Origin of the sequence: Steroidobacter agaridevorans (assembly GCF_009932555.1) — a bacterium.
Lineage (GTDB): Bacteria > Pseudomonadota > Gammaproteobacteria > Steroidobacterales > Steroidobacteraceae > Steroidobacter > Steroidobacter agaridevorans.
In genome coordinates this window covers 913,695-933,126 of the sequence record NZ_BLJO01000001.1, presented here as the reverse complement: position 1 = coordinate 933,126, position 19,432 = coordinate 913,695, and the positions used below count along the sequence as shown (strand labels likewise).

Annotated in this window: 12 protein-coding genes; 9 read left to right on the top strand and 3 right to left on the bottom strand. The window is 62.9% G+C overall.

All coding sequences use genetic code 11. The features are described 5' to 3' along the window. Positions 1-23: 23 nt before the first annotated feature. Complete coding sequence (locus GYH35_RS04070) at positions 24-2,312, bottom strand: PQQ-dependent sugar dehydrogenase (protein ID WP_161827706.1); 2,289 nt, start codon at positions 2,310-2,312, stop codon at positions 24-26. 252 nt (positions 2,313-2,564) lie between these two features. On the opposite strand from GYH35_RS04070, the gene GYH35_RS04065 reads away from it, so the two are divergent. The 9 genes from GYH35_RS04065 to GYH35_RS04025 all read left to right on the top strand — a co-directional run bounded on the left by GYH35_RS04065 (position 2,565) and on the right by GYH35_RS04025 (position 18,412). Continuing rightward, positions 2,565-3,365 (top strand): alpha/beta fold hydrolase, encoded by an 801-nt coding sequence (locus GYH35_RS04065; RefSeq protein WP_161827705.1) that lies wholly within the window; start codon positions 2,565-2,567, stop codon positions 3,363-3,365. Between the two features lie 139 nt (positions 3,366-3,504). Continuing rightward, the gene (locus GYH35_RS04060) at positions 3,505-5,682 is read left to right on the top strand and encodes a type I secretion system permease/ATPase (RefSeq protein WP_161827704.1); all 2,178 of its coding nucleotides are present in this window, start codon (positions 3,505-3,507) and stop codon (positions 5,680-5,682) included. Next, positions 5,679-7,100, top strand: coding sequence for an HlyD family type I secretion periplasmic adaptor subunit (locus tag GYH35_RS04055; protein WP_161827703.1), 1,422 nt, complete (start codon positions 5,679-5,681; stop codon positions 7,098-7,100). The genes GYH35_RS04060 and GYH35_RS04055 overlap by 4 nt, the downstream gene beginning before the upstream one ends. Positions 7,101-7,120: 20 nt before the next feature. Beyond that, positions 7,121-7,936 carry a hypothetical protein gene (locus GYH35_RS04050; protein WP_161827702.1) on the top strand — a complete coding sequence of 272 codons (816 nt, stop codon included), beginning with the start codon at positions 7,121-7,123 and terminating at the stop codon, positions 7,934-7,936. Then, positions 7,936-8,418, top strand: coding sequence for a hypothetical protein (locus GYH35_RS04045; RefSeq protein WP_161814422.1), 483 nt, complete (start codon positions 7,936-7,938; stop codon positions 8,416-8,418). Before GYH35_RS04050 ends, GYH35_RS04045 begins: the two co-directional genes overlap by 1 nt. A 48-nt stretch (positions 8,419-8,466) precedes the next feature. Beyond that, a complete protein-coding gene (locus tag GYH35_RS04040) occupies positions 8,467-15,825 on the top strand; it encodes a calcium-binding protein (protein ID WP_161827701.1) in 7,359 nt (2,452 codons plus the stop codon). Between the two features lie 117 nt (positions 15,826-15,942). Further along, positions 15,943-16,947 carry a DUF2157 domain-containing protein gene (locus GYH35_RS04035; RefSeq protein WP_161827700.1) on the top strand — a complete coding sequence of 335 codons (1,005 nt, stop codon included), beginning with the start codon at positions 15,943-15,945 and terminating at the stop codon, positions 16,945-16,947. After that, positions 16,944-17,936, top strand: a complete 993-nt coding sequence (locus GYH35_RS04030) for a DUF4401 domain-containing protein (protein ID WP_161827699.1) — start codon at positions 16,944-16,946, stop codon at positions 17,934-17,936. The genes GYH35_RS04035 and GYH35_RS04030 overlap by 4 nt, the downstream gene beginning before the upstream one ends. Next, the gene (locus GYH35_RS04025) at positions 17,933-18,412 is read left to right on the top strand and encodes a GDYXXLXY domain-containing protein (protein ID WP_161814418.1); all 480 of its coding nucleotides are present in this window, start codon (positions 17,933-17,935) and stop codon (positions 18,410-18,412) included. Before GYH35_RS04030 ends, GYH35_RS04025 begins: the two co-directional genes overlap by 4 nt. Before the next feature lie 39 nt (positions 18,413-18,451). Here GYH35_RS04025 and GYH35_RS04020 read toward each other — a convergent pair whose 3' ends face one another. Both GYH35_RS04020 and GYH35_RS04015 read right to left on the bottom strand, forming a co-directional pair. Further along, complete coding sequence (locus tag GYH35_RS04020) at positions 18,452-18,850, bottom strand: hypothetical protein (protein ID WP_161814417.1); 399 nt, start codon at positions 18,848-18,850, stop codon at positions 18,452-18,454. Between the two features lie 5 nt (positions 18,851-18,855). Continuing rightward, the gene (locus GYH35_RS04015) at positions 18,856-19,389 is read right to left on the bottom strand and encodes a hypothetical protein (protein WP_235936691.1); all 534 of its coding nucleotides are present in this window, start codon (positions 19,387-19,389) and stop codon (positions 18,856-18,858) included. Between the last annotated feature and the right edge of the window lie 43 nt (positions 19,390-19,432).

Here is a 19,432-nt window from a genome sequence, read left to right as displayed (position 1 = left end):
GGCGGCTTTTTTTTGCCCCAGGCTTAGTTGCAGCTGGTGAGCGAATCGATCCATTCGCTGATCAGCTGCACGCCGGCGGTATCGACGTGTGCGCCGATGGGCGGCATCTGATCCGTAGCGTTGCGCAAGCTCATGCGCGCGACGGCCACCGATCGAGTGGCGGCGCCGGGCGCGATGATTCGTGCGTTCTCGATCTCGAGATCGCCCGCCGTGGGTGCTACATCGCATGCGTTGGTGCTCGCGAGCGGCGTCGAGTAACGCAGATCCATGTTTGCCGTCGTCGGTCCGCCAGGGCGATGGCACTGCGAGCAATTGGTATGCAGATAAGAGCGCGCTCGCTCGGTGAGCGTGCCGGCCGTTCCCGTCGGAGCAGGGTACGCAGTCTCCGCCGTTGGATCGGCGATCGGCGGCGACAGGGTATTGATCGCGTTCAATGTCACGAGCTGATTGGCGGTGCGCTCGGTCTGCGGATAGGCGATGGCAGTCGCCAGTTGTTTGGTTTCCAGGCCGAGGGAATGACCGGCCGCTTCAGTGTGACATTGCGTGCACTGGGACTCGCTCGGATAGATCCACGTGTTCGCGCCGATCGTCACTTGCTTGCCGCCGCGCACCAGCGTCGCGTCGGTTTGCTCCGCGTTCCATTCGTAGCTGTAGCCGGCCCAGACGCCATCTGGATGGCGCATGAAGAGACGTGTTTCGACCAGTCGATTGTCGAGGCGGAAGTTCTTCACCAGCACCGTGCCATTGGGGAAGTCCCAATCGCCATCGTCCTTGACGGTGATGTTCTGTCCGTCCGGCAAGCCGATCCAGCGCTGCTTGTCTGCGCCGTCGGACCAGAATGCCGCGCTCGGCTCATAAGGAATGAGTCCGCTCGCGGGCAGGGTCGCATTGTTCGGATCGACGCAGCCCGTGGCGGAGAGCTGCGTGGCGACGCCGCCCGTTACCGTCCCCGTGCCGGTGATCCGATGCAGATCGCCGCGCATGCTCACGACGTACAGCTCGCCATCGAGATCCTCGCCGAACGAAGAAACCAGCAGGCCCGAGTCGTAGCCTTCCTCCACGTTCAGTGTGGGCGGGGTGTCGACGGGAATGTGCCAGATGCGTCCGCTCACGAAATCGCCGAACAGGTAGTGACCGAAAAGACTGGGAATGGCCGAGCCGCGATAGACATAGCCGCCGGTGACGGCTTGCCCGAGCGCATGGGTGTATTGAGCGACCGGCGGCAGCAGCGGACCGACCGGTGTGCCGCAGCCGCGGCCGGTGTCCTGCGCGCCTTCGAAGCAGCGCCAGCCATAATTGCCCTCGCGCACGACATGATCGACTTCTTCGATGGTCGCCTCGCCGACATCGCCGAGCCAGATGTCGCCGGTCTGGCGATCGAAGCTCCAGCGCCACGGATTGCGAAAGCCCCACGCCCAGATCTCGGGACAGTTCTGCGCGCCGCTGCCGTTGGCGTGACAGGTCGCGGTGCTGGCGGCAAACGGATTGTCGGAAGGAATGCCATAGAGCGCGGAGCCCGTCGTGCCGTCCACGTCGATGCGGATCACTTTGCCCAGCAGGGTGTGCAGATCCTGCGCGTCATTTCTGCGTGCCGAGTTGCCGTCGCCGGCGGCGAAGTACAGATAACCGTCGCGGCCGAAGATGATGTTGCCGCCATGGTGATGCACCGAGTTCTTATAAACAGTGATGAGGACGCGCTCGGAGGCCGGATTCAGCGTCAGCCCGCCGTCCGGCGAGGTGAATTCGGAGAGATGAGTATCCGGACCGCCGCCACCGTTGCGATCCAGGCTGGTGTACACCAGATAAGCACGTGGGGTGGCGGGGAAGTCGGGATGAAACGCCATGCCGAGCAGTCCGCACTCGGCGCAGGTCGATTCGACGCGTGCGCCGATATCGAGAAACATCGACGAGGTCGAGACGGCGGGATTGTTGTCGAACACTTTCACGGTGCCGAAGCGCTCGACCACGAACCAGCGGCTGCCGTCGCGAGGCGCCTGAATCATCAGCAACGGATTTCGGGTCGTGCCGCTGGCGTCGACGAAACGCAGGTTTGGAAAAACCCGCTCGGTGGCGATGCTGCCGCTGCCGCTGGCTCGCTCCGGCGCGATACAAGTGGTGTTGCTCGGCCTTGCATCCAGTCCAACGACGCTTGGATCCACGGGTTGTGTCGGCGGCGGGTCGGGTGTGGTTGGCGGCGGTTCTTGCCCGGAGGGCGCCGGACTATTGTCGCTGTCGCCGCCATTGCCATCGCAACCGGCGATCAATAAAGCCAACGACATCAACACCCAGGTTGCGTGCCTGGCCAGAGGCATGGTGGCGTCCTCGTGCGCATTCGTCCCACCGTCGAATCAGTATTGTTACGCGCGGCGTGTCGACTAGTTCCGAGGGTGCGGTTCGAATGTTTTATTTGCCCACGCTCGCTATTGACGCTCTGTAATTTAATTCGACGTCAGGAAAAACAAGCAGTTTCCTACTAAAAACGTGGGTCGAGCCGGCCAAAATTGCATTCCGATGCCCGCGGTGTTCGCCTATAAAGGCCGGCGGTTCCCGTTGAAGGCAAAGTGATGACCATCGAAGCCACAGATTCGTTCGTGGATGTGCCGGGCGGCAGAATTTTTGTTCGGCAGTGGCAGGGCTCGCGTACTCGAGGTGCGCCGCTCGTGCTGCTGCATGATTCGTTGGGCAGTGTCGGGCTGTGGCGTGATTTTCCCGCTGTCCTGGCGCAAGCGTCGAGCCGGCATGTCATTGCCTACGATCGGCTCGGCTTCGGCCAGTCGACGCAGCGGACCGACCGGCCGTCCTTCGCATTCATCGACGAAGAAGCCGAACGATATTTTCCCGCTGTGAGAGACGGCCTGGGATTGGATCGTTTCGCGCTGTTCGGTCACAGCGTGGGTGGCGCGATGGCTTTGCGAATCGCCGCGTCGTTGCCAGAGTCGTGCGAGGCCGTCGTCACGGAGTCTGCGCAGTGCTTCGTCGAGTCACGCACGCTGGAGGGAATTCGTGCGGCACAGACACTGTTCGAAGATCCTGCGCAATTGCAGAAGCTCGCCAAGCGGCACGGCGACAGAGCGCAGTGGGTGCTCGACGCATGGATCAAAGTCTGGCTGGCGCCGGAGTTTCGGGATTGGAGCCTCGATCCTCATCTCGGCCGCGTCGCCTGTCCGGTGCTGGCGATCCATGGCGACCAGGATGAGTATGGCTCGGAAGAGTTTCCCAAGCGCATTGCCAGCGGCGTGCGCGGTCCGTCGCAAATGGTCCTGCTCAACGATTGCGGCCACGTGCCGCACCGGGAACGCAGCGAGCAGATCGTTCGGCTGACCGCCTCGTTCCTCGAGAGTCTCAACACGACTCTGCGTGTATGACAAGTCGCAGGCGTGGCCTGCGTTAAAGTTAAAATCGCATTGTCGATTTGACAAGACCCCGCAGGTCGCAGACTCTTGGCGTCCGCCAAAGCTGCACAACGACGGCTGACGCGGACCCAAGCGGGATAAGGAACGCTTCATGGCTCAAGGAAGAGCGACGCTGGCGGTCGTCGAGACCTCGGCGCCGAAGGCAGCGCAAACAAACGAATCGCGCGATCTCGCCCTGCACGGCCTGGTGCTGCTGGCGCAATTCCATGGAGTCGCCGCGGATGCCGGCCAGCTCGCGCATGAGTTCGGTCGCGCCGGCGAGCGCTTCGACGAAACGACCCTGTTGCTGGCAGCGAAAAAGCTGGGCCTGAAGGCCAAAGTCACAGCGCAGCCCGCCGCGCGCGTGGGCCTGGTCAGCCTGCCGGCCCTGGTCCTCGCGCCCGAGGGCGAACCCTTCATCCTCGCCAGATTCGAAGGCGAGCAAATTCTCATACACGATCTGGCCGAGCGACGCCCGCGGGCGATCTCGATGCAGGAATTCGAGGCGCGCTACGCCGGCCGTCTGTTGCAGATCGCCTCGCGCGCTTCGGTGCTTGGCGAGCTCGCGAAGTTCGACTTCACCTGGTTCATCCCGGCGGTGGTGAAGTACCGCAAGCTGCTGCTGGAAGTCTTCGTCGTCTCGTTGTTCATCCAGCTGTTTGCGCTGGTCACGCCGTTGTTCTTCCAGGTCGTCATGGACAAGGTGCTGGTCCACCAGGCGCTGACGACGCTGAACGTGATCGCGATCGGACTGGTCACGATGGCGGTATTCGAGGTCGTGATGACCGGGCTGCGCACCTATGTCTTCAGCCACACGACCAGCAAGATCGACGTCGAACTGGGCGCGCGCCTGTTCCGTCACGTGCTGACATTGCCGCTTGCATACTTCGAGTCACGGCGGGTCGGCGACACCATCGCCCGTGTTCGTGAGCTGGAGAATATCCGCAACTTCCTCACTGGCCAGGCTCTGACCTCGGTGCTCGATCTGCTGTTCACCGTGGTGTTTATCGCCGTAATGTTCTGGTACAGCGGCTGGTTGACCCTGATCGTGCTGTTGTCGCTGCCGGTGTACGTGCTGATCTCGGCGGGAGTCACACCCGTCCTGCGCAAGCGCCTCAATGAGAAGTTCGCTCGCGGCGCGGACAATCAGGCATTCCTGGTCGAGACCGTCACCGGTATCGGCACGATCAAGGCCACTGCGGTCGACCCGCGAGTGACGCGCACTTGGGACAATCAGCTGGCCGGCTATGTCAGCGCCGGGTTCGGCGTCACACGCATTGCCACCCTCGGCCAGCAAAGCGTGCAGCTGGTGCAGAAGCTGGTCGGCATCGCGTTGCTGTTCTGGGGAGCGAAACTGGTCATCGACGGCAAGCTGTCGGTCGGCCAGCTGATCGCTTTCAACATGTTGTCCGGCCAGGTGGCGGCGCCGATCGTGCGGCTGGCGCAGCTCTGGCAGGATTTCCAGCAGGTCGGCATCTCGGTCGAACGGCTCGGCGACCTCCTCAACACGCGCACCGAGACAGTCGGCAGCCGGCTGGCGCTGCCTCCGATCGAAGGCCGGGTCACCTTCGAACGCGTGAGGTTTCGGTATCGGCCGGATACGCCCGAGGTGCTCAGCGACATCGAGCTCGATATTCAACCGGGCGAGGTCATCGGCATCGTCGGCCGCTCGGGTTCCGGCAAAAGCACGCTCACCAAGCTGGTGCAGCGGCTATATATTCCCGAACGCGGCCGCGTCTTGATCGACGGCCACGATCTGGCGCTGGCCGACCCCGCGTGGTTGCGGCGTCAACTGGGAGTGGTGTTACAGGAGAATTTCCTGTTCAACCGCAGCGTCCGCGAGAACATCGCGTTGGCCGATCCAGGCATGCCGCTGGAGCGCGTGATCGAAGCAGCCCGGCTGGCCGGCGCGCACGACTTCATCACCGAGCTGCCGCAAGGTTACGACACGCAGGTCGGCGAACGCGGCGCCAGTTTGTCGGGCGGGCAGCGTCAGCGCATCGCGATCGCACGCGCGCTGATCACCGATCCTCGCGTCCTGATTTTCGACGAAGCCACCAGCGCGCTCGACTATGAATCCGAGCACGCTGTCATGACCAACATGCGCGCCATCTGTCGCGGCCGAACCGTGCTGATCATTGCGCATCGGTTGTCCACGGTCCGGCATGCAAACAGGATCGTGGTCATCGACAAGGGCCGCATCGTCGAGTGCGGCAGCCATGCCGAGCTCCTCGAGCGCACCGATGGCCACTACGCGCATCTGTACCGGCTACAGCGGGGGCCGGCATGAAACATGTCTTCGACGGGGTGTGGGAGTTCGTAACCCGCTATGTGGCTGCATTCAAATCCGCCTGGTCGCTGCGCCACCGCTTGCAGCCAGTCGAGCGTACGCCGGATGAGCTGGCGTTTCTGCCGGCCCATCTGGAGCTGACCGATACACCGGTCTCGCCGCTGCCACGCTGGACGATGCGAATCATCATTGCGTTCTTCTGCACGGCGTTGCTGTGGGCGTGTTTGGGCAAGCTCGACATCGTGGCGGTCGCGCCGGGCAGGACGGTCGTCAGTTCGCGGACCAAGGTCGTGCAGCCCGCCGAGACCGCGGTGGTGCGGCGGATCCTGGTGCAGGATGGCCAGCTCGTGAAGCAGGGTCAGTTGCTGATCGAGCTGGACGCCACCGCGACCAGCGCCGAGTTCGAGCAGGCCAGCGAGGCCGAGGCCGATGCACGGCTCTCATCGCTACGGCTCGCGGCGTTCGCGGAGTCGATCGAGACTGGGCGGGCACCGCGACTCGAAACAGTCAGCAACTTGGCTGCGAGCCGGGTCGAATCGGAGCAGGCGCTCGCGACCAGCCAGTTCGAGGCCTTCCAGGCGCGCAAGCAAGCGCTGGCCGCGACGATCGCCCAGCGCCAAGCGGAATTGCAAACATTGACGGCGACCATCAGGCCGCTCGAGGAAACGGCGCGGATCGCCACGACTCGCGCGGAGAGTTACGCCGGCCTCGTCAAAGACAATTTTGTGGGCCGTCACGATTACCTGGTGCTCGAGCAGGAGCGCATCGCTGCCGAGCGCGACCTGGCGTCTCAACGAAACCGCCTGCAGGAAGTCCGCTCCTCGATCGGCGCCTCGCAGGAGGAGCTGCGCGTGCTCATCGCCGAGACGCGCCAGCAAACACTCGACGATCTGCGCAAGGCGCGCGAACAGATGGCGCAACTGACGCCCGAAGTCAGCAAGACCGGACAGCGCGATCGTCAGATGGAACTGCGCGCGCCCGTGGACGGCACCGTGCAGCAGCTTGCCATCCACACGATCGGCGCGGTGGTCACGCCGGCTCAACCGCTCTTGGCGGTCGTGCCGAGCGAGGAAGGGCTTGAGGTCGAAGCCACGGTGTTGAACAAGGATATCGGCTTCCTGAAGCCGGGTCAGCCGGTCACCATCAAAGTGGAAAGCTTCCCCTATACTCGTTATGGATATCTCACCGGTACGTTGACCAGCGTCTCGCACGATGCGGCTCAGGACGAAACCCTGGGCCTGGTGTTTCCCGCGAGAGTGCGGCTCGATGAGGCAGTGCTCATGATTGACGGGGTGCGAGTGCGGCTGAGCGCCGGAATGAGCTTGAGCGCAGAGATCAAGACTGGCAGACGTCGAGTCATCGACTATCTGCTCAGCCCGTTGCGTACCCAGGCGGAACAGTCGATGCGCGAGCGGTAGCAGGGAGTCATGGAGTAGCGATGTTCGAGTGGATCCGTCCACGTTTCATGCTGGTGCTCATAGCGACGCTGGGCGCATGTACCAAACCGGAAGATCCTTCCGACCGTACCGCACGCGAGACGCAACGGAATCTGGAGCTCAGCCAGGTCCGTCTGGATCCCGCCAGGTGTCCGGGAGGTGGCGATGGAATGCTGTACGTCGCGTTGGGCGATCTGGTCATGCGCGTTCCCAACTTCAGCGCTCCGGGACTGCGCGGTCCGGTCTACTCGGGCGCAGAAAAGCTGCCACGTCCTCCCATGCCCGATGCTCCGGAGGGCTGCAAGCAGCACCCGGCGCGGGCGCAGGTGCTTCATCTCTCGTTGCTGGTCGCGCAGAGCCCGGATCATATCGCCGCGCCATTGAGGGCGATCGGCGTGTACCGGAGCGATGGGCGTGCACACATGCAGGAAGTCAACGAAGGCGCCTTCGATCGGGCGCGCGCGCGAAGCGATTGCATGACTTCGCCGTCGGGACTGACGATCTGCGGCCGGCGTGAGGAGGGCTTGCGCGTGGCCACCGGTATGCAAGTTGCTGGTGGCAATGTCGCTGGAGGGCCGCGGTGGGTGGCCGCATGCGGCTTCGGCAGCGGATCCATTCTGGTCGATGACTGCACCGTCTACTACCGGCTTCGAAAGCACATGCTGGTGAAGTACCTGTTCAACCAGCAGCAAGTGTCCCTGGAGCGCATGTTCGAGCTGGACCCCGCGATCCGAGACTGGCTCAACTCCCTCGTGGTGGAAAACTATCCATGGCCTGGCCCGTCCATGAGTAAACAAACATCGAGCAAGGAGAGATGATGGCGCGGTTCTTCAAACGTTGTGCGGCTGTCGCGCTCGGATTGGCGCTGCTGTTTGTGGGATTGCGCGCGGGATTGAACTATTCCGGCTTTTGTCTCGAGCAGCGGCGCTGGCTGACGGATCGCGAGAAGATCGAGATTGCGATCAAGAGAATCCTGGCCTCGTACCCGCCGACGCTGATCGAGGTGGTTACCTATCCGGACGGACGCAAGGCCGACCGCTATTTCCAGCCGGAGAACCCGGTTCCATATCGATCCGTCGATGAGTTCCTGCAGGTCAATCCGGAGTGTTGTGAAGTGACGCAGCGGGAGCATCCGAAGATCAGCGGCAGCATCTCCCTCGGCAGCCGGCTGTTCGGCATCACGTCCGCGAACGTTCGCGTGCGCTATCAGGTGCGCTATCTCGATGCGAGTGGACGGATGATCACCCGAATCATGGAGCCTTATATAGCGATTTCCAACTGCGGTCGCCCGCTCAACTGAGCCGCGTCGGTTTCTACCTCGTGCAATCGAGTCAACAAGGAGTGTTCGATGACTTTGCCCAGCTCGCAGCAAATTACCAATCTGTATCTCTATGGCCAGGATACGACGCCCGAGAACCTGGCGAACGATGCGTTGATCAGGCCCTCGGATGCGCGTGCGCACACCACGGTCAACGTCAACGAATATATGGAGAGCGGGGCGGGCCGCTTTGCCAACGCGGCCTTCTTCGAGTTCATCAAGCTGTTCTTCTCGCCCACTTCATCCGGGCTGCATACCCCCGGCACGAGGCGAGAGCTGACCCAGCAGCAATTGCGCGCGGAGCTCGGGCTCGATAATTCGACAGCCCTGATCTCGCAACAGCAGTGGGCCTATGCGGATGGTCAGGACGATTGGGCCGAGCGTGTCTACATCTGGAACACCGTGGCCTACGAGCTGGCGAACGATGCGCGCTTCATCATCACCGAAACCGGCGAGAGGTACATCGAGAATTTTCGCATCCGGCCGTGGACCAACACCGGCGAAGAGAATTTCGATTTCGAGTCCAGCGACTGGATTGCCGAGCTGGGTGGCTGGGCGCTGGGAACGGAGGAGGGCGTCGATCCGAGCGGTATCGGCAGAACCGTCGATATCGGCTTCACCGGCGAGCGCACCATGCAGCCACGCTATGACTTCGCGGACTATCAGGCCGACACCGCGAGGGCGGTGCTGCCCAACCCGTTGCTGCTGGCCACTCGCACCGGCGAGCTGGTGGATCTGGTGGACCGACTGAACTGGAATGGCACGACGGATTTTCGCGAAGACGGTCGACCCATCATCTATGGCACGACCGGAAACGACGAAATCAGCGAATATGAGACGACCACCGGGGTCGATCTGGACGATCACGACTATCTCGGCCCTCACGTCGGCAACGGCATCCACTACATCGCCGGAGGCGGCAACGACAACGTCACAGGCACGGGCGCGAGCGACGTGCTCGACGGCGGCACAGGCAACGACGACTTGCGGGGCGGCGCAGGCGACGACACGCTCCGCGGCGGCGCCGACTTCGATGAGCTGCATGGCGAAGCGGGAAACGACAGGCTCTACGGCGGCGACACCGTGGACACGCTTTACGGCGGCGCCGATCGCGACTATCTCGAGGGCGGGGACGGCACCGATCTCATGTACGGCGGCCAGGGATTCGATACCTATACCGCCGACGCTCTGGACGTCATCACCGACGAGGACGGCAGGGGCAGCGTCTACCTCGGTCGCCGCCGACTCACCGGCGGCACGCGCACGGAAGAGGACCCGGAGAACGAGTATCGCAACGGCAGTTTGATCTACGTACTCGACGGCAGCACGTTGACCATCAACGGCGGGCTGACCATCAACGATTTCAGCAACGGCGATCTGGGCATCTTCCTCGAAACCGAAGAAGACGACGAGGACGGCCCGGACATGGACGAGCCTGAAAGACGCGTCTCGCCCCTGGTGATCGATCTGGATGGCGATGGCGTCGAGACTGCGGCGTACAGCCGCGACCGTTACTTCGACCACGACGCGAACGGCATGCAGGAATCGACCGCTTGGGCGGGCAGCGACGATGGCTTGCTGGTGCGGGATCTGGATGGCAACGGCAGCATCGATAGCGGGCGCGAGCTGTTCGGCAGCCAAACGCGGCTGGCCTCGGGCGCTTTGGCCGCGAATGGTTTCGCAGCGTTGGCCGAGCTCGACAGCAACGGCGACGGCATCGTCAACGCTGCCGATGAAAACTTCGCGCAACTGCGCATCTGGCGGGATGCGAACGGCAATGGCGTCAGCGAGGCCGGCGAGTTGCTCACGCTGGAGCAGGCAGGCCTGCAAGGATTGAACACCGCGTGGTCGAGCTCCACTCTCGTGGACGCCAATGGCCAGGCGCATCGTCAGGTAGGTTCCGCCATACGCGCGGACGGCAGCGCGGCCAATGTCTCTGACGTGTGGTTCACATCGGACTCGTCACGTCGCATCAACAACGTGGATGTTTCCATCGAAGCGTTGTTCGAGCTGTCGGAGACGCCGAACGCCAAGGCCTTCGGCAATCTTCCCGATTTGCATCAAGCGCTGGTGAGCAACGCGGCGCTACAGCCGTTGCTGGACGCCTATCTGACGGAAACCGATCCGGCCGCACGCAAGACCAGGCTCGAAGCGTTGATCTTCGAATGGGCAGGGGTCACCGGCATCGACCCCGCCACTCGCGGTCCCTACATGGACGCGCGCAAGATGGCGGTGGTGGAACTGATCGTGGGCAGGCCGTATCGCAACCAACACACGCCCAACGATCCGAACCCGCGCTGGGAAGCATCCAACTTGCTGCTGGCCGAATATGCAGAGTTCGAGCAGTACGTCGCCGCGCAGCTCGCCGCTCAAGTCGATTACGGCGAAACCGGCATTTTCGAAGCGGGCTTCTCCTCCGGCTACTCGCGAGTGATGGTCGACTGGCAGGCGGTCGTCCAGCACGTCGGTGTGCTACGCGCGAGCACGAACATGGAGGGCATCGCTGCGCTGTGGGACACGCTGCGTGCACTGTCGGTGTACTCGCTGACGTTCCAGCAGGAAATGAACGGCATCCTGCCGACGCTGGTGGCGATGTATCCGGACGTCGAGCCGGTGCTGTCCGGCGCGAAGTTCGTCACCGGTACCGCCGCAAACGAAACGTTGTATGGCACCAGCGCGAACGAGATCATTCGCGGCGCGGCGGGCAACGACATCCTCTATGGCCAAAGCGGCAACGACAGTTATGTCTACCGTCCCGGCGACGGCGATGACGTCATCTTCGATAGCCGTGGCAACGATCAGCTGGTGTTTGCGGGCGGCATTCTGCCGGCGCATATCTCCATCACCCGCGATGTGTCGGCGATCCGCATCGATGTCAATACCGGCACATCGACCGGCAGCATTCGCATCAGCAACGTATTCGAAGGAGCCCAGGGCGCGCTGCGCGAGGGCGTGATCGAGGGGATCCGATTCGAGGATGGCACACTCTGGGATCTCAATCGCATTCTGGCGGAGATCCAGCAGCCCAGCACGCCCGGCAACGACGCAATGTACGGCTCGGCGGTGAACGAGACGTTTGCCAGCGGCGACGGCGACGATCAACTGTTCGGCTACGGCGGCGACGATCATCTGAGCGGTGAGGGCGGTGCGGATGTTCTGGACGGCGGGGACGGCAACGACCAGTTGTTCGGCGGCGCGGGCAACGACGACCTCCTCGGCGGCATTGGCAACGACATCCTCCAAGGCGACGCAGGCGCCGACGACTTGCGCGGTGGCGATGGCGCCGACCAGCTCACCGGCGGCGCGGACAGTGATTTCCTCGACGGCGGCATGGATAACGATATTCTGCAAGGCGATGCCGGTGCCGATTCCTTGTACGGCGGCGGCGGCGCCGATCAGTTATGGGGCGGCGCTGACGCTGACTTTCTCGCTGGAGGCGAAGGTGACGATCAGCTGATCGGCGGGTTGGGCAATGACCGCATGGAAGGCGGCGCCGGCGACGACCGTTACTATCACGCTCGCGGCGACGGCACCGACACCATCTACGATTCGAGCGGCCACAGCACGATCTATGTTTCCAACCTGCCGTTGAACGAGGTGTACTTCCGTCGCGACGGCACCAGCCTGGTCATCCGCTTCACCAGCAGCGCGGACGATGAGATTCGCCTGGAGCGCTGGTTCGATCCCGTGAGTGGCTTGGCGTTGTCCGGCATTCGAGTCGATCAGGGCGACGGTCTGCCGTGGGAGATCACGCCGGCGGCGCTCGATCTGGAAGTGCTGAAGGCGACGACGGCGGCCGACGTCATCCTTGGCAATCAACTGGACAATGTCGTGGAAGCGTTGGCCGGCAACGATACGGTCCGGGGTCACGATGGCAATGATCAGATTACGGGCGGCGATGGCGACGACCAGTTGTATGGAGACGCGGGCAACGACGTCCTGAGCGGCGGCGCCGATGTCGATCTGCTCGAAGGCGGAGCCGGCGACGATCAACTCGACGGCGGTGACGGCAATGACACTCTGGCCGGCGGCGACGGCGTGGATATATTGCTCGGCGGCTCGGGCGCCGATGCCCTGACCGGCGGAGCCGACGCAGATCAGTTGGATGGCGGCGAGGGCAACGACACGCTCGATGGCGGCACCGGGGCCGATCAGCTCATGGGCGGCGCGGGCGACGACATCTATCTCGTCGACGACGTCGGCGATGTAGTGACCGAGTCGTCCGATGGCGAAGACATCATCCGCAGCTCGGTCAGTTACACCATCGCCGCGAATGTCGAGTCGCTGGAGCTGATCGGCACAGGCAACGTTGACGCGACCGGCAATGCCGTCGCCAATCGCCTGGTCGGTAATGAGGGCGACAATCGTCTCGACGGCCTCGATGGCGATGACATTCTGGAAGGCGGCGCGGGCGCGGACGAACTCGTGGGCGGCGCTGGCACGGATCAACTCGATGGCGGAACCGGCCAGGATCATTTGGCCGGTGGCGCGGGTGACGACGCGTACATCGTCGATCAAGAGTCGGACGTCATCCTCGAGCTGGCGGCGGAAGGAAACGATACAGTTGTCGCGCACAGCAGTTACGCGCTCTCCGACAACATCGAGTCGCTCACGTTGGCCGAGGGCTCCGGCGCCTACAGTGGCACGGGCAACGCGAGCGACAATCTCATTACGGGCAACTCTTCCTCCAATCGCATCGATGGCGGGGCGGGCGCCGATCGGATGGTCGGCGGTGAGGGAGGCGACACTTATGTAGTCGACGATGCCAACGACGAGGTCGTGGAGCAGGCTGGGGAGGGCGACGACACCGTCGAATCCAGCATCGACTACGTGCTCGGCTCGACGCTGGAGAACCTCACGCTGACCGGAAGCCTGGACCTGCACGGCGCCGGCAACGACGGCGACAATGTTTTGATCGGCAACGACGGCCACAACCGCCTCGATGGCGGCAGCGGCGGCGACGATATGTACGGCGGCGGCGGCGACGATTATTTCATCAACGATTCCAGCGGCGACTGGATCTACGAATACTCGGATGAAGGCATCGATACCGTCGAGCGTCGTCACGAAACCAACCTGGTCCTCTCCAACAACGTCGAGAATCTGATCCTGGCCGAGGGCATCGAGACCGGCAACGGCAACGCGCTCGACAACACGATCACCGGCAACACGGGCGACAATACGCTGGGCGGCTGGGATGGCGACGACGAGATCCACGGCCTCGACGGCGACGATGCGTTGTTCGGCGGCACGGGCAGCGATCTGATACTCGGTGGGACGGGAAGCGATTACCTCGACGGCGGTGCGGGCGTCGATCATCTCGAAGGCGGTGTCGGCGACGACACCTACATCGTGGACGACAGCGCCGATGTGGTCGTGGAAGCCGATGGTGCGGGAGAGGATGACAGGGTCCAGACGACTGCTTCGTACACACTCAGCAGCAACGTGGAAATCCTGTTCCTGCAGGGTTCGGCAGCTATCGACGGCACCGGCAATGCGTTGGACAACTACATCGCGGGCAATGGCGCCGCCAACACGCTGAGTGGCGAAGGCGGCAACGACACCTTGGTGGGCGGTGGCGGTGACGACACTATGATTGGCGGCGCGGGCGATGACAGTTATGTCGTCAGCGACACCACTGGCTCGGATGTCATCGACAACACGGCTGGCGGCGGCTTCGATGGCGTGTTCTTCATCAACGGCATTACGCGGGAGCGACTCTCGTTCAGTCGTGATGGCGATGACTTGCTGATCGGCGTTGACGGGGCAAGCATTCCCGCCGTTCGCGTCCTGAATCATTTCCTCGGCGGCGTGGCGGCGATCGACTTCGTCCAGCCCGACGGTGGTTACTATCTCACCACGGCCGAGATCAATCAGATCGTCGCCGGCGGTCAGAGCGGCGAGTACGACCAGGTGATCGAGGGCACGGCCGCAGGCGAACAGTTGGTCGGCAGCCAGGGCAAGGACCTGATCAAGGGTCTGGGCGGCAACGATCAGATGTTCGGCATGACCGGCGACGACACTCTGCAAGGCGGCGATGGCGACGACTATCTCGCTGGCGGCGACGGCGGCAGCACGGGCTCGGGCGCCGACCGGCTGGAGGGCGGAGCAGGCAACGATACGCTCGCCGGGCAGGACGGCAACGATACGTTGATCGGCGGCATCGGCAATGACTCTTATGTCTACGGCGGCGGCCAGGACACCATCGACAACGGGGATGGCGGCTACGACGGCATCTTCTTCAACGACGGCATCGATGCGTCGCGCCTGGATTTCAGCCGCGAGGGCGACGACCTGCTCATCACCGTAGATGCCGATGCGAACAGCACGGTGCGCGTGGTGAATCATTTCTTGGGCGGCAATGCGGCCATCGACTTCGTGCAACCCGATGTCGGCGCGATGCTGGATACCGCGGCGATCAATGCGTTGGCGGATCCTGGCACGGGCGGCCCGGGCGGCGGCACACCAGGCAATGACGCCGATTATTCGAACGTGGTGCAAGGAACAGCCGCCGGCGAACAGATGCTCGGCAGCAGTGCCCGGGATTTAATGCGCGGCCTGGGCGGCAATGACACGATGTTTGCATTCGGCGCCGACGACAAGCTCGAGGGCGGCGACGGCAACGACGACCTCTATGGCGGCAACGGCTCGTTCAGCAATTCGGGCAACGACATCCTGATCGGCGGCGCCGGCGATGACAGTCTCAAAGGCGAAGACGGCGCCGACTACCTGATGGGCGGCGCAGGCAACGACAACTATTACTACACGGCGAATTCCGGTCGCGACACCATCGACAACTCCGGTGGCGGCAGCGATTACATCTATTTCGCCTCGATCGCCCGTACGCGCCTGAGCTTCCATCGCGACGGCGACGATCTGCTCGTCCGTGTGGATGGCAGTGCGAACGCGGAGGTGAGAGTGCTCAAGCACTTCCTGGGCGGCGAGTACGCGATTGCGTTCGTCCAGCCGGGAGATGGTGGATTCGCGATTCCCGCCTCGACATTCGGCAATCTCTTGACGCCGTTGCCGGGGGCCTTCGCGGCGTCAGAGCAGCAGAATGTGCTGACCCGTCCGACTTCCGAGCTGGCGTGGCTCCACGATGCGGTCGGATCGCCTGTGCTCGATGGCTTCGGGGACTTCGCGTTCCGCGGTTCCGTCAGACGAACCCAAGAGCTCGACGGCGCACTCGAAGTCGGCGTGGGCGACCCGACGGCGGATGCTCGTCGCGAGCTCGAGTTGCTGGTCAACGCCATGAGCGCTCATGTGGGTGCAGCCACGACTGAGGCGGATCGGCACGACATCGGCTCTCTCGCACGGGAGCTGACATCGAGCGCGTTCCGACAGCATCACCTCCGCGGCACACAGCAAGCCACGATGCTCGACGTTTGATGTCATAACGCGGCTCTGGGGCCGGTCTCTCCGGCCCCAGAGCTTGTCGAGCGGTCGGGGTGTGATCGGCTGTAGACTCTCTACTTCGAGGGGCGGACCCCGCGAGTAGGGAAGAATATGAATAGAAGAGACCTCGACGCATTCGTGGCTCACTATGGTCTGTCGGCCGAGGCAACCGACGTCGTTCTGGATCTGGCGGCGGCGAGGCCGGCGCCCGCCGAGTTTCGATTGTTTCTTGTCCGAGTGCTGCAACTCGCCGGCGTGCTGTCGCTCGCGGCCGGGCTCGTATTCTTTATCGCCGCGAACTGGCAGGACATCGGCGTCACCGGCAGATTCGCGCTGATCCAGGTTGTCATCGTCGTGAGTGTCGCGCTGGCATTGTGGAAACCGCCGCCGCACGCACTGGGTCGTTACGCATTGCTCATGGCTTTCATTGCAACGGGTGCGTTGCTGGCATTGTTTGGCCAGACATATCAGACTGGGGCCGACGTTTATGAGCTGTTCCTCAGCTGGGCGCTACTCGGATTGGCCTTTGTCGCGGCGGGGCAGTGGTCGGTCCTCAGCGCCGCGTGGTTGGTTGTATTCAACGTCGCGTTACTCCTGTTCCTCGGCGGGCGCCCCAGTGGCGGGTGGTTGTGGACGGTGTTCGCGCCCTTTCGTGGCAACCTGTCTTTGGAGCTTCTCGCGCCGGCGCTGCTCAACCTGGCGTTGTGGTGGCTCGCGGAGTTCGGCAGGCGAGTGCGCTGGAGTGCTTTCGAGGCGCGCTGGGTTTCCGGGTTGGCGCTCGCTTGTGCTTTCGGCTTCTTGACGGGCGCAGGAATCGACGCGGTGGAATCCAGCATGATGGATGGTTTCGACGTCCTGGCTCTGTTGTTCGTGCTGGCGATCGAAGCCGCTTTGGTCGTTCATGCGATGCGCCTGCGGAACGACGTGTTTCCCTTGGCGCTGACCGCCGCGAGTGTGATCGCCATCGTCAGCTGCGCTGTCATGGAGCACATTGATGTAGGCGATCTCGGCATCACCTTCTTGCTCGCGCTGTGGCTGACGGTGAGCTCCACGGTCAGCGGACGTGTGCTGATGTCACTCGTCCGGGAGTGGCGCCAGGCAGGAGAGGCGGCATGAACGGAACGATAACCGCTGCTGAGTTGCGGCACGAACTGGTGCGTCGTCAGCTGATCGAACCCTCCGCCGACAATGTTCCCGATACGACGGACGGCCGGCCCTGGTTCATCAGCCTTGTGCTCGGCGCATCGGGTTGGTTGGCCGGCGTGTGTGTGCTCGCCTTCGCGTCGACGCTGTTCGAGCCGGAGTCTCCAGTCGCTGTTGCGGTGATGGGCCTGGTGCTGCTGGCGGCGGCGTTCGCTTTATATGCTGTCGATCGCGACAGCCAATTCTTCGATCAGTTCGCGCTGGCGCTGTCGATCGCGGGGCAGTTCGCGATGGTATGGGCAGCCCATGGCGCTACTGACTCCGATGCCACGACGGCTGCGGCGACGTGCGCGATGCAGGTCCTGCTGTTATTCGCGATGCCGAATCCTTTCGCGAAAACCATCGCTGCTTTCTTCGCGTGCTGCGCGTGGGCGTTGACGGTTCGATTCGCGTGGTGGGGTTCGAGCACCCACGACGACGCTGCGCAGGTGGCTCTGGCGCCCGCGCTCATCGGCTGGTTCATCGTCTGGCTGCCCATCATCGGGGCCACTCACGCGCTTATAAACAATGAGTCCCGCTGGATGCCCGGCGCCGCTCGACGAATCGCGCGACCGGCACTGACCGGGTTGCTCATCAGCCTTTCTCTGGCGACCTGGATCTCCGAACCGTTCGATAGCCTGATGTTCTGGAACGATCAACCTCAGAAGAACTGGCTTGCGCTGTGGCCGCTGCTCGGCGCTGCCGGCGCGCTGCTGGCTGCGATCTACGCATTCCGGTTGCGCAGTCGTGCATTGATCGGTATCGCAAGTGTCGGTGCGTTGTTGCACGTCGGCCAGTTCTACTATCTGCTCGGCCTGACCCTGCTGACCAAGTCCTGCATCATGGTCGCCCTTGGGGTGCTCGGGCTGCTGACGGCGACGTGGCTGCAACGGCGCGGGTCGGAGCAGGAGGTCGCGACATGATGAGCTCGATGTTGACTCGCGCGATCGCGGTGCTCGGCGCGATTCTGGTCCTGGTCGCGGTCAATCACTCGATCCGCGCCAAAGAGCGGATCATCAGCACCGGCGAGCTCATCTACCTCGAGCTCGCTCCGGTCGATCCTCGCTCGCTCATGCAAGGCGACTATATGGCGTTGCGATTCCAGCTCGCCGACCAACTCGCCGACACGCTGGCTGAGAATCTCTCGAACCTGCGCGTACCGATCGTGCTCGACAAGCGCGGCGTCGCGACGCTCGCCGGGCAGGGTATCCCCACCGATCTCTTCATCCGCTATCGCCTTCGCGACGGCCGCGCGTGGCTGGGCACAAACGCCTATTTCTTCGAGGAAGGGACTGCCGCCCGTTTCGCCAACGCGCGTTTCGGTGAGTTCCGGTTGGATCGTGAGAGTGGGGAGGCGGTGCTGGTCGGGCTGCGGGATGTGGAATTGAAGGCGCTTTGACTGTCATTGAGTCCGGCCGGAAAGGCGCCGTCCGTGCGACTAATCCGTCCGTAGGTCCGGTGGAGACTCGCGTTTGACTTTTATTCCTTCGATGACTTTCGCGATGAGCAGGATGTATTGATGTCGTGCAGCGCCCGGTGACATCTTTGCCTTCTCAATGACCTTGATTGCGACATCGACCTCCTCGTCACCGACACTGTCTTCAGTTAGAGAGCACTTGATTGCTCTGAGATTCATCACCACGATGCCCAGTACAGGTAAGCCCCAGGCAGGCAGGCGGGTGAGATTGAGCAGTGTGAAGTTATTCAACATCGGCTCGAAGATGAGGGTAAGGACGTATACGCCCAAACCGAGGACGACCCCCAAACCGGTGCGGTTGGGGGAGTTCATGAGTAGCAGGTCCGCGACCTTACCGACAAGCTGGGTCCAGCGATCCATAGCGGTCATTCTGTAATTGCTCCAGCCGGGACCTTCTGACGACCCGTAGATTGAACTGGTGGCTCGAATATTCGCCGCGGTTTCCCGTTGCGATCGTCAAAATCGATGGCGCTGGAGTTCTGGATGAGAAACCGGAGCAGAAGTCGTGCCTCGGCGGCCGTGCTACCGAAAAGCCCGTGAGAGATACGGTAGCTGACAACACCTTCCTTCAATGCGACTGCGGCAAGGAACGAGATCGAAAGACCAGCGACTGGGAGCGCCCCGGGGAAGCCCAGCATGGAGACAATCAGGATCAGTAGCGACACACCGACGAGCGCCAGCTTTGCAGGGCGGTTCGCTTTCTGGAAATGTACGAGGTAGGTTGAACTGAGGGAAAGGCTGAGCAAGTCAGCCGCTGCTTGCTCGTGCCGCGCGGGACAAGTCGATTTTGTCTGCCGTGGCGGATATAACGCGAGTCCGCATGCAAGGAACACGTTGCTCGAATTCGCTCCGCCGAGCGAATCCACTCGTTGCTGCCCAGACTTGCCATCCAGTTCCATCACTCTCAGGATTGCTGAGATATTTTCTGGACTCCGCCTGAGC

Coding starts and splice junctions, on each gene's coding strand:
- GYH35_RS04070 (WP_161827706.1), bottom strand. CDS start 2,312: ATGCCTCTGGCCAGGCACGCAACCTGGGTGTTGATGTCGTTGGCTTTA.
- GYH35_RS04065 (WP_161827705.1), top strand. CDS start 2,565: ATGACCATCGAAGCCACAGATTCGTTCGTGGATGTGCCGGGCGGCAGA.
- GYH35_RS04060 (WP_161827704.1), top strand. CDS start 3,505: ATGGCTCAAGGAAGAGCGACGCTGGCGGTCGTCGAGACCTCGGCGCCG.
- GYH35_RS04055 (WP_161827703.1), top strand. CDS start 5,679: ATGAAACATGTCTTCGACGGGGTGTGGGAGTTCGTAACCCGCTATGTG.
- GYH35_RS04050 (WP_161827702.1), top strand. CDS start 7,121: ATGTTCGAGTGGATCCGTCCACGTTTCATGCTGGTGCTCATAGCGACG.
- GYH35_RS04045 (WP_161814422.1), top strand. CDS start 7,936: ATGGCGCGGTTCTTCAAACGTTGTGCGGCTGTCGCGCTCGGATTGGCG.
- GYH35_RS04040 (WP_161827701.1), top strand. CDS start 8,467: ATGACTTTGCCCAGCTCGCAGCAAATTACCAATCTGTATCTCTATGGC.
- GYH35_RS04035 (WP_161827700.1), top strand. CDS start 15,943: ATGAATAGAAGAGACCTCGACGCATTCGTGGCTCACTATGGTCTGTCG.
- GYH35_RS04030 (WP_161827699.1), top strand. CDS start 16,944: ATGAACGGAACGATAACCGCTGCTGAGTTGCGGCACGAACTGGTGCGT.
- GYH35_RS04025 (WP_161814418.1), top strand. CDS start 17,933: ATGATGAGCTCGATGTTGACTCGCGCGATCGCGGTGCTCGGCGCGATT.
- GYH35_RS04020 (WP_161814417.1), bottom strand. CDS start 18,850: ATGGATCGCTGGACCCAGCTTGTCGGTAAGGTCGCGGACCTGCTACTC.
- GYH35_RS04015 (WP_235936691.1), bottom strand. CDS start 19,389: ATGGAACTGGATGGCAAGTCTGGGCAGCAACGAGTGGATTCGCTCGGC.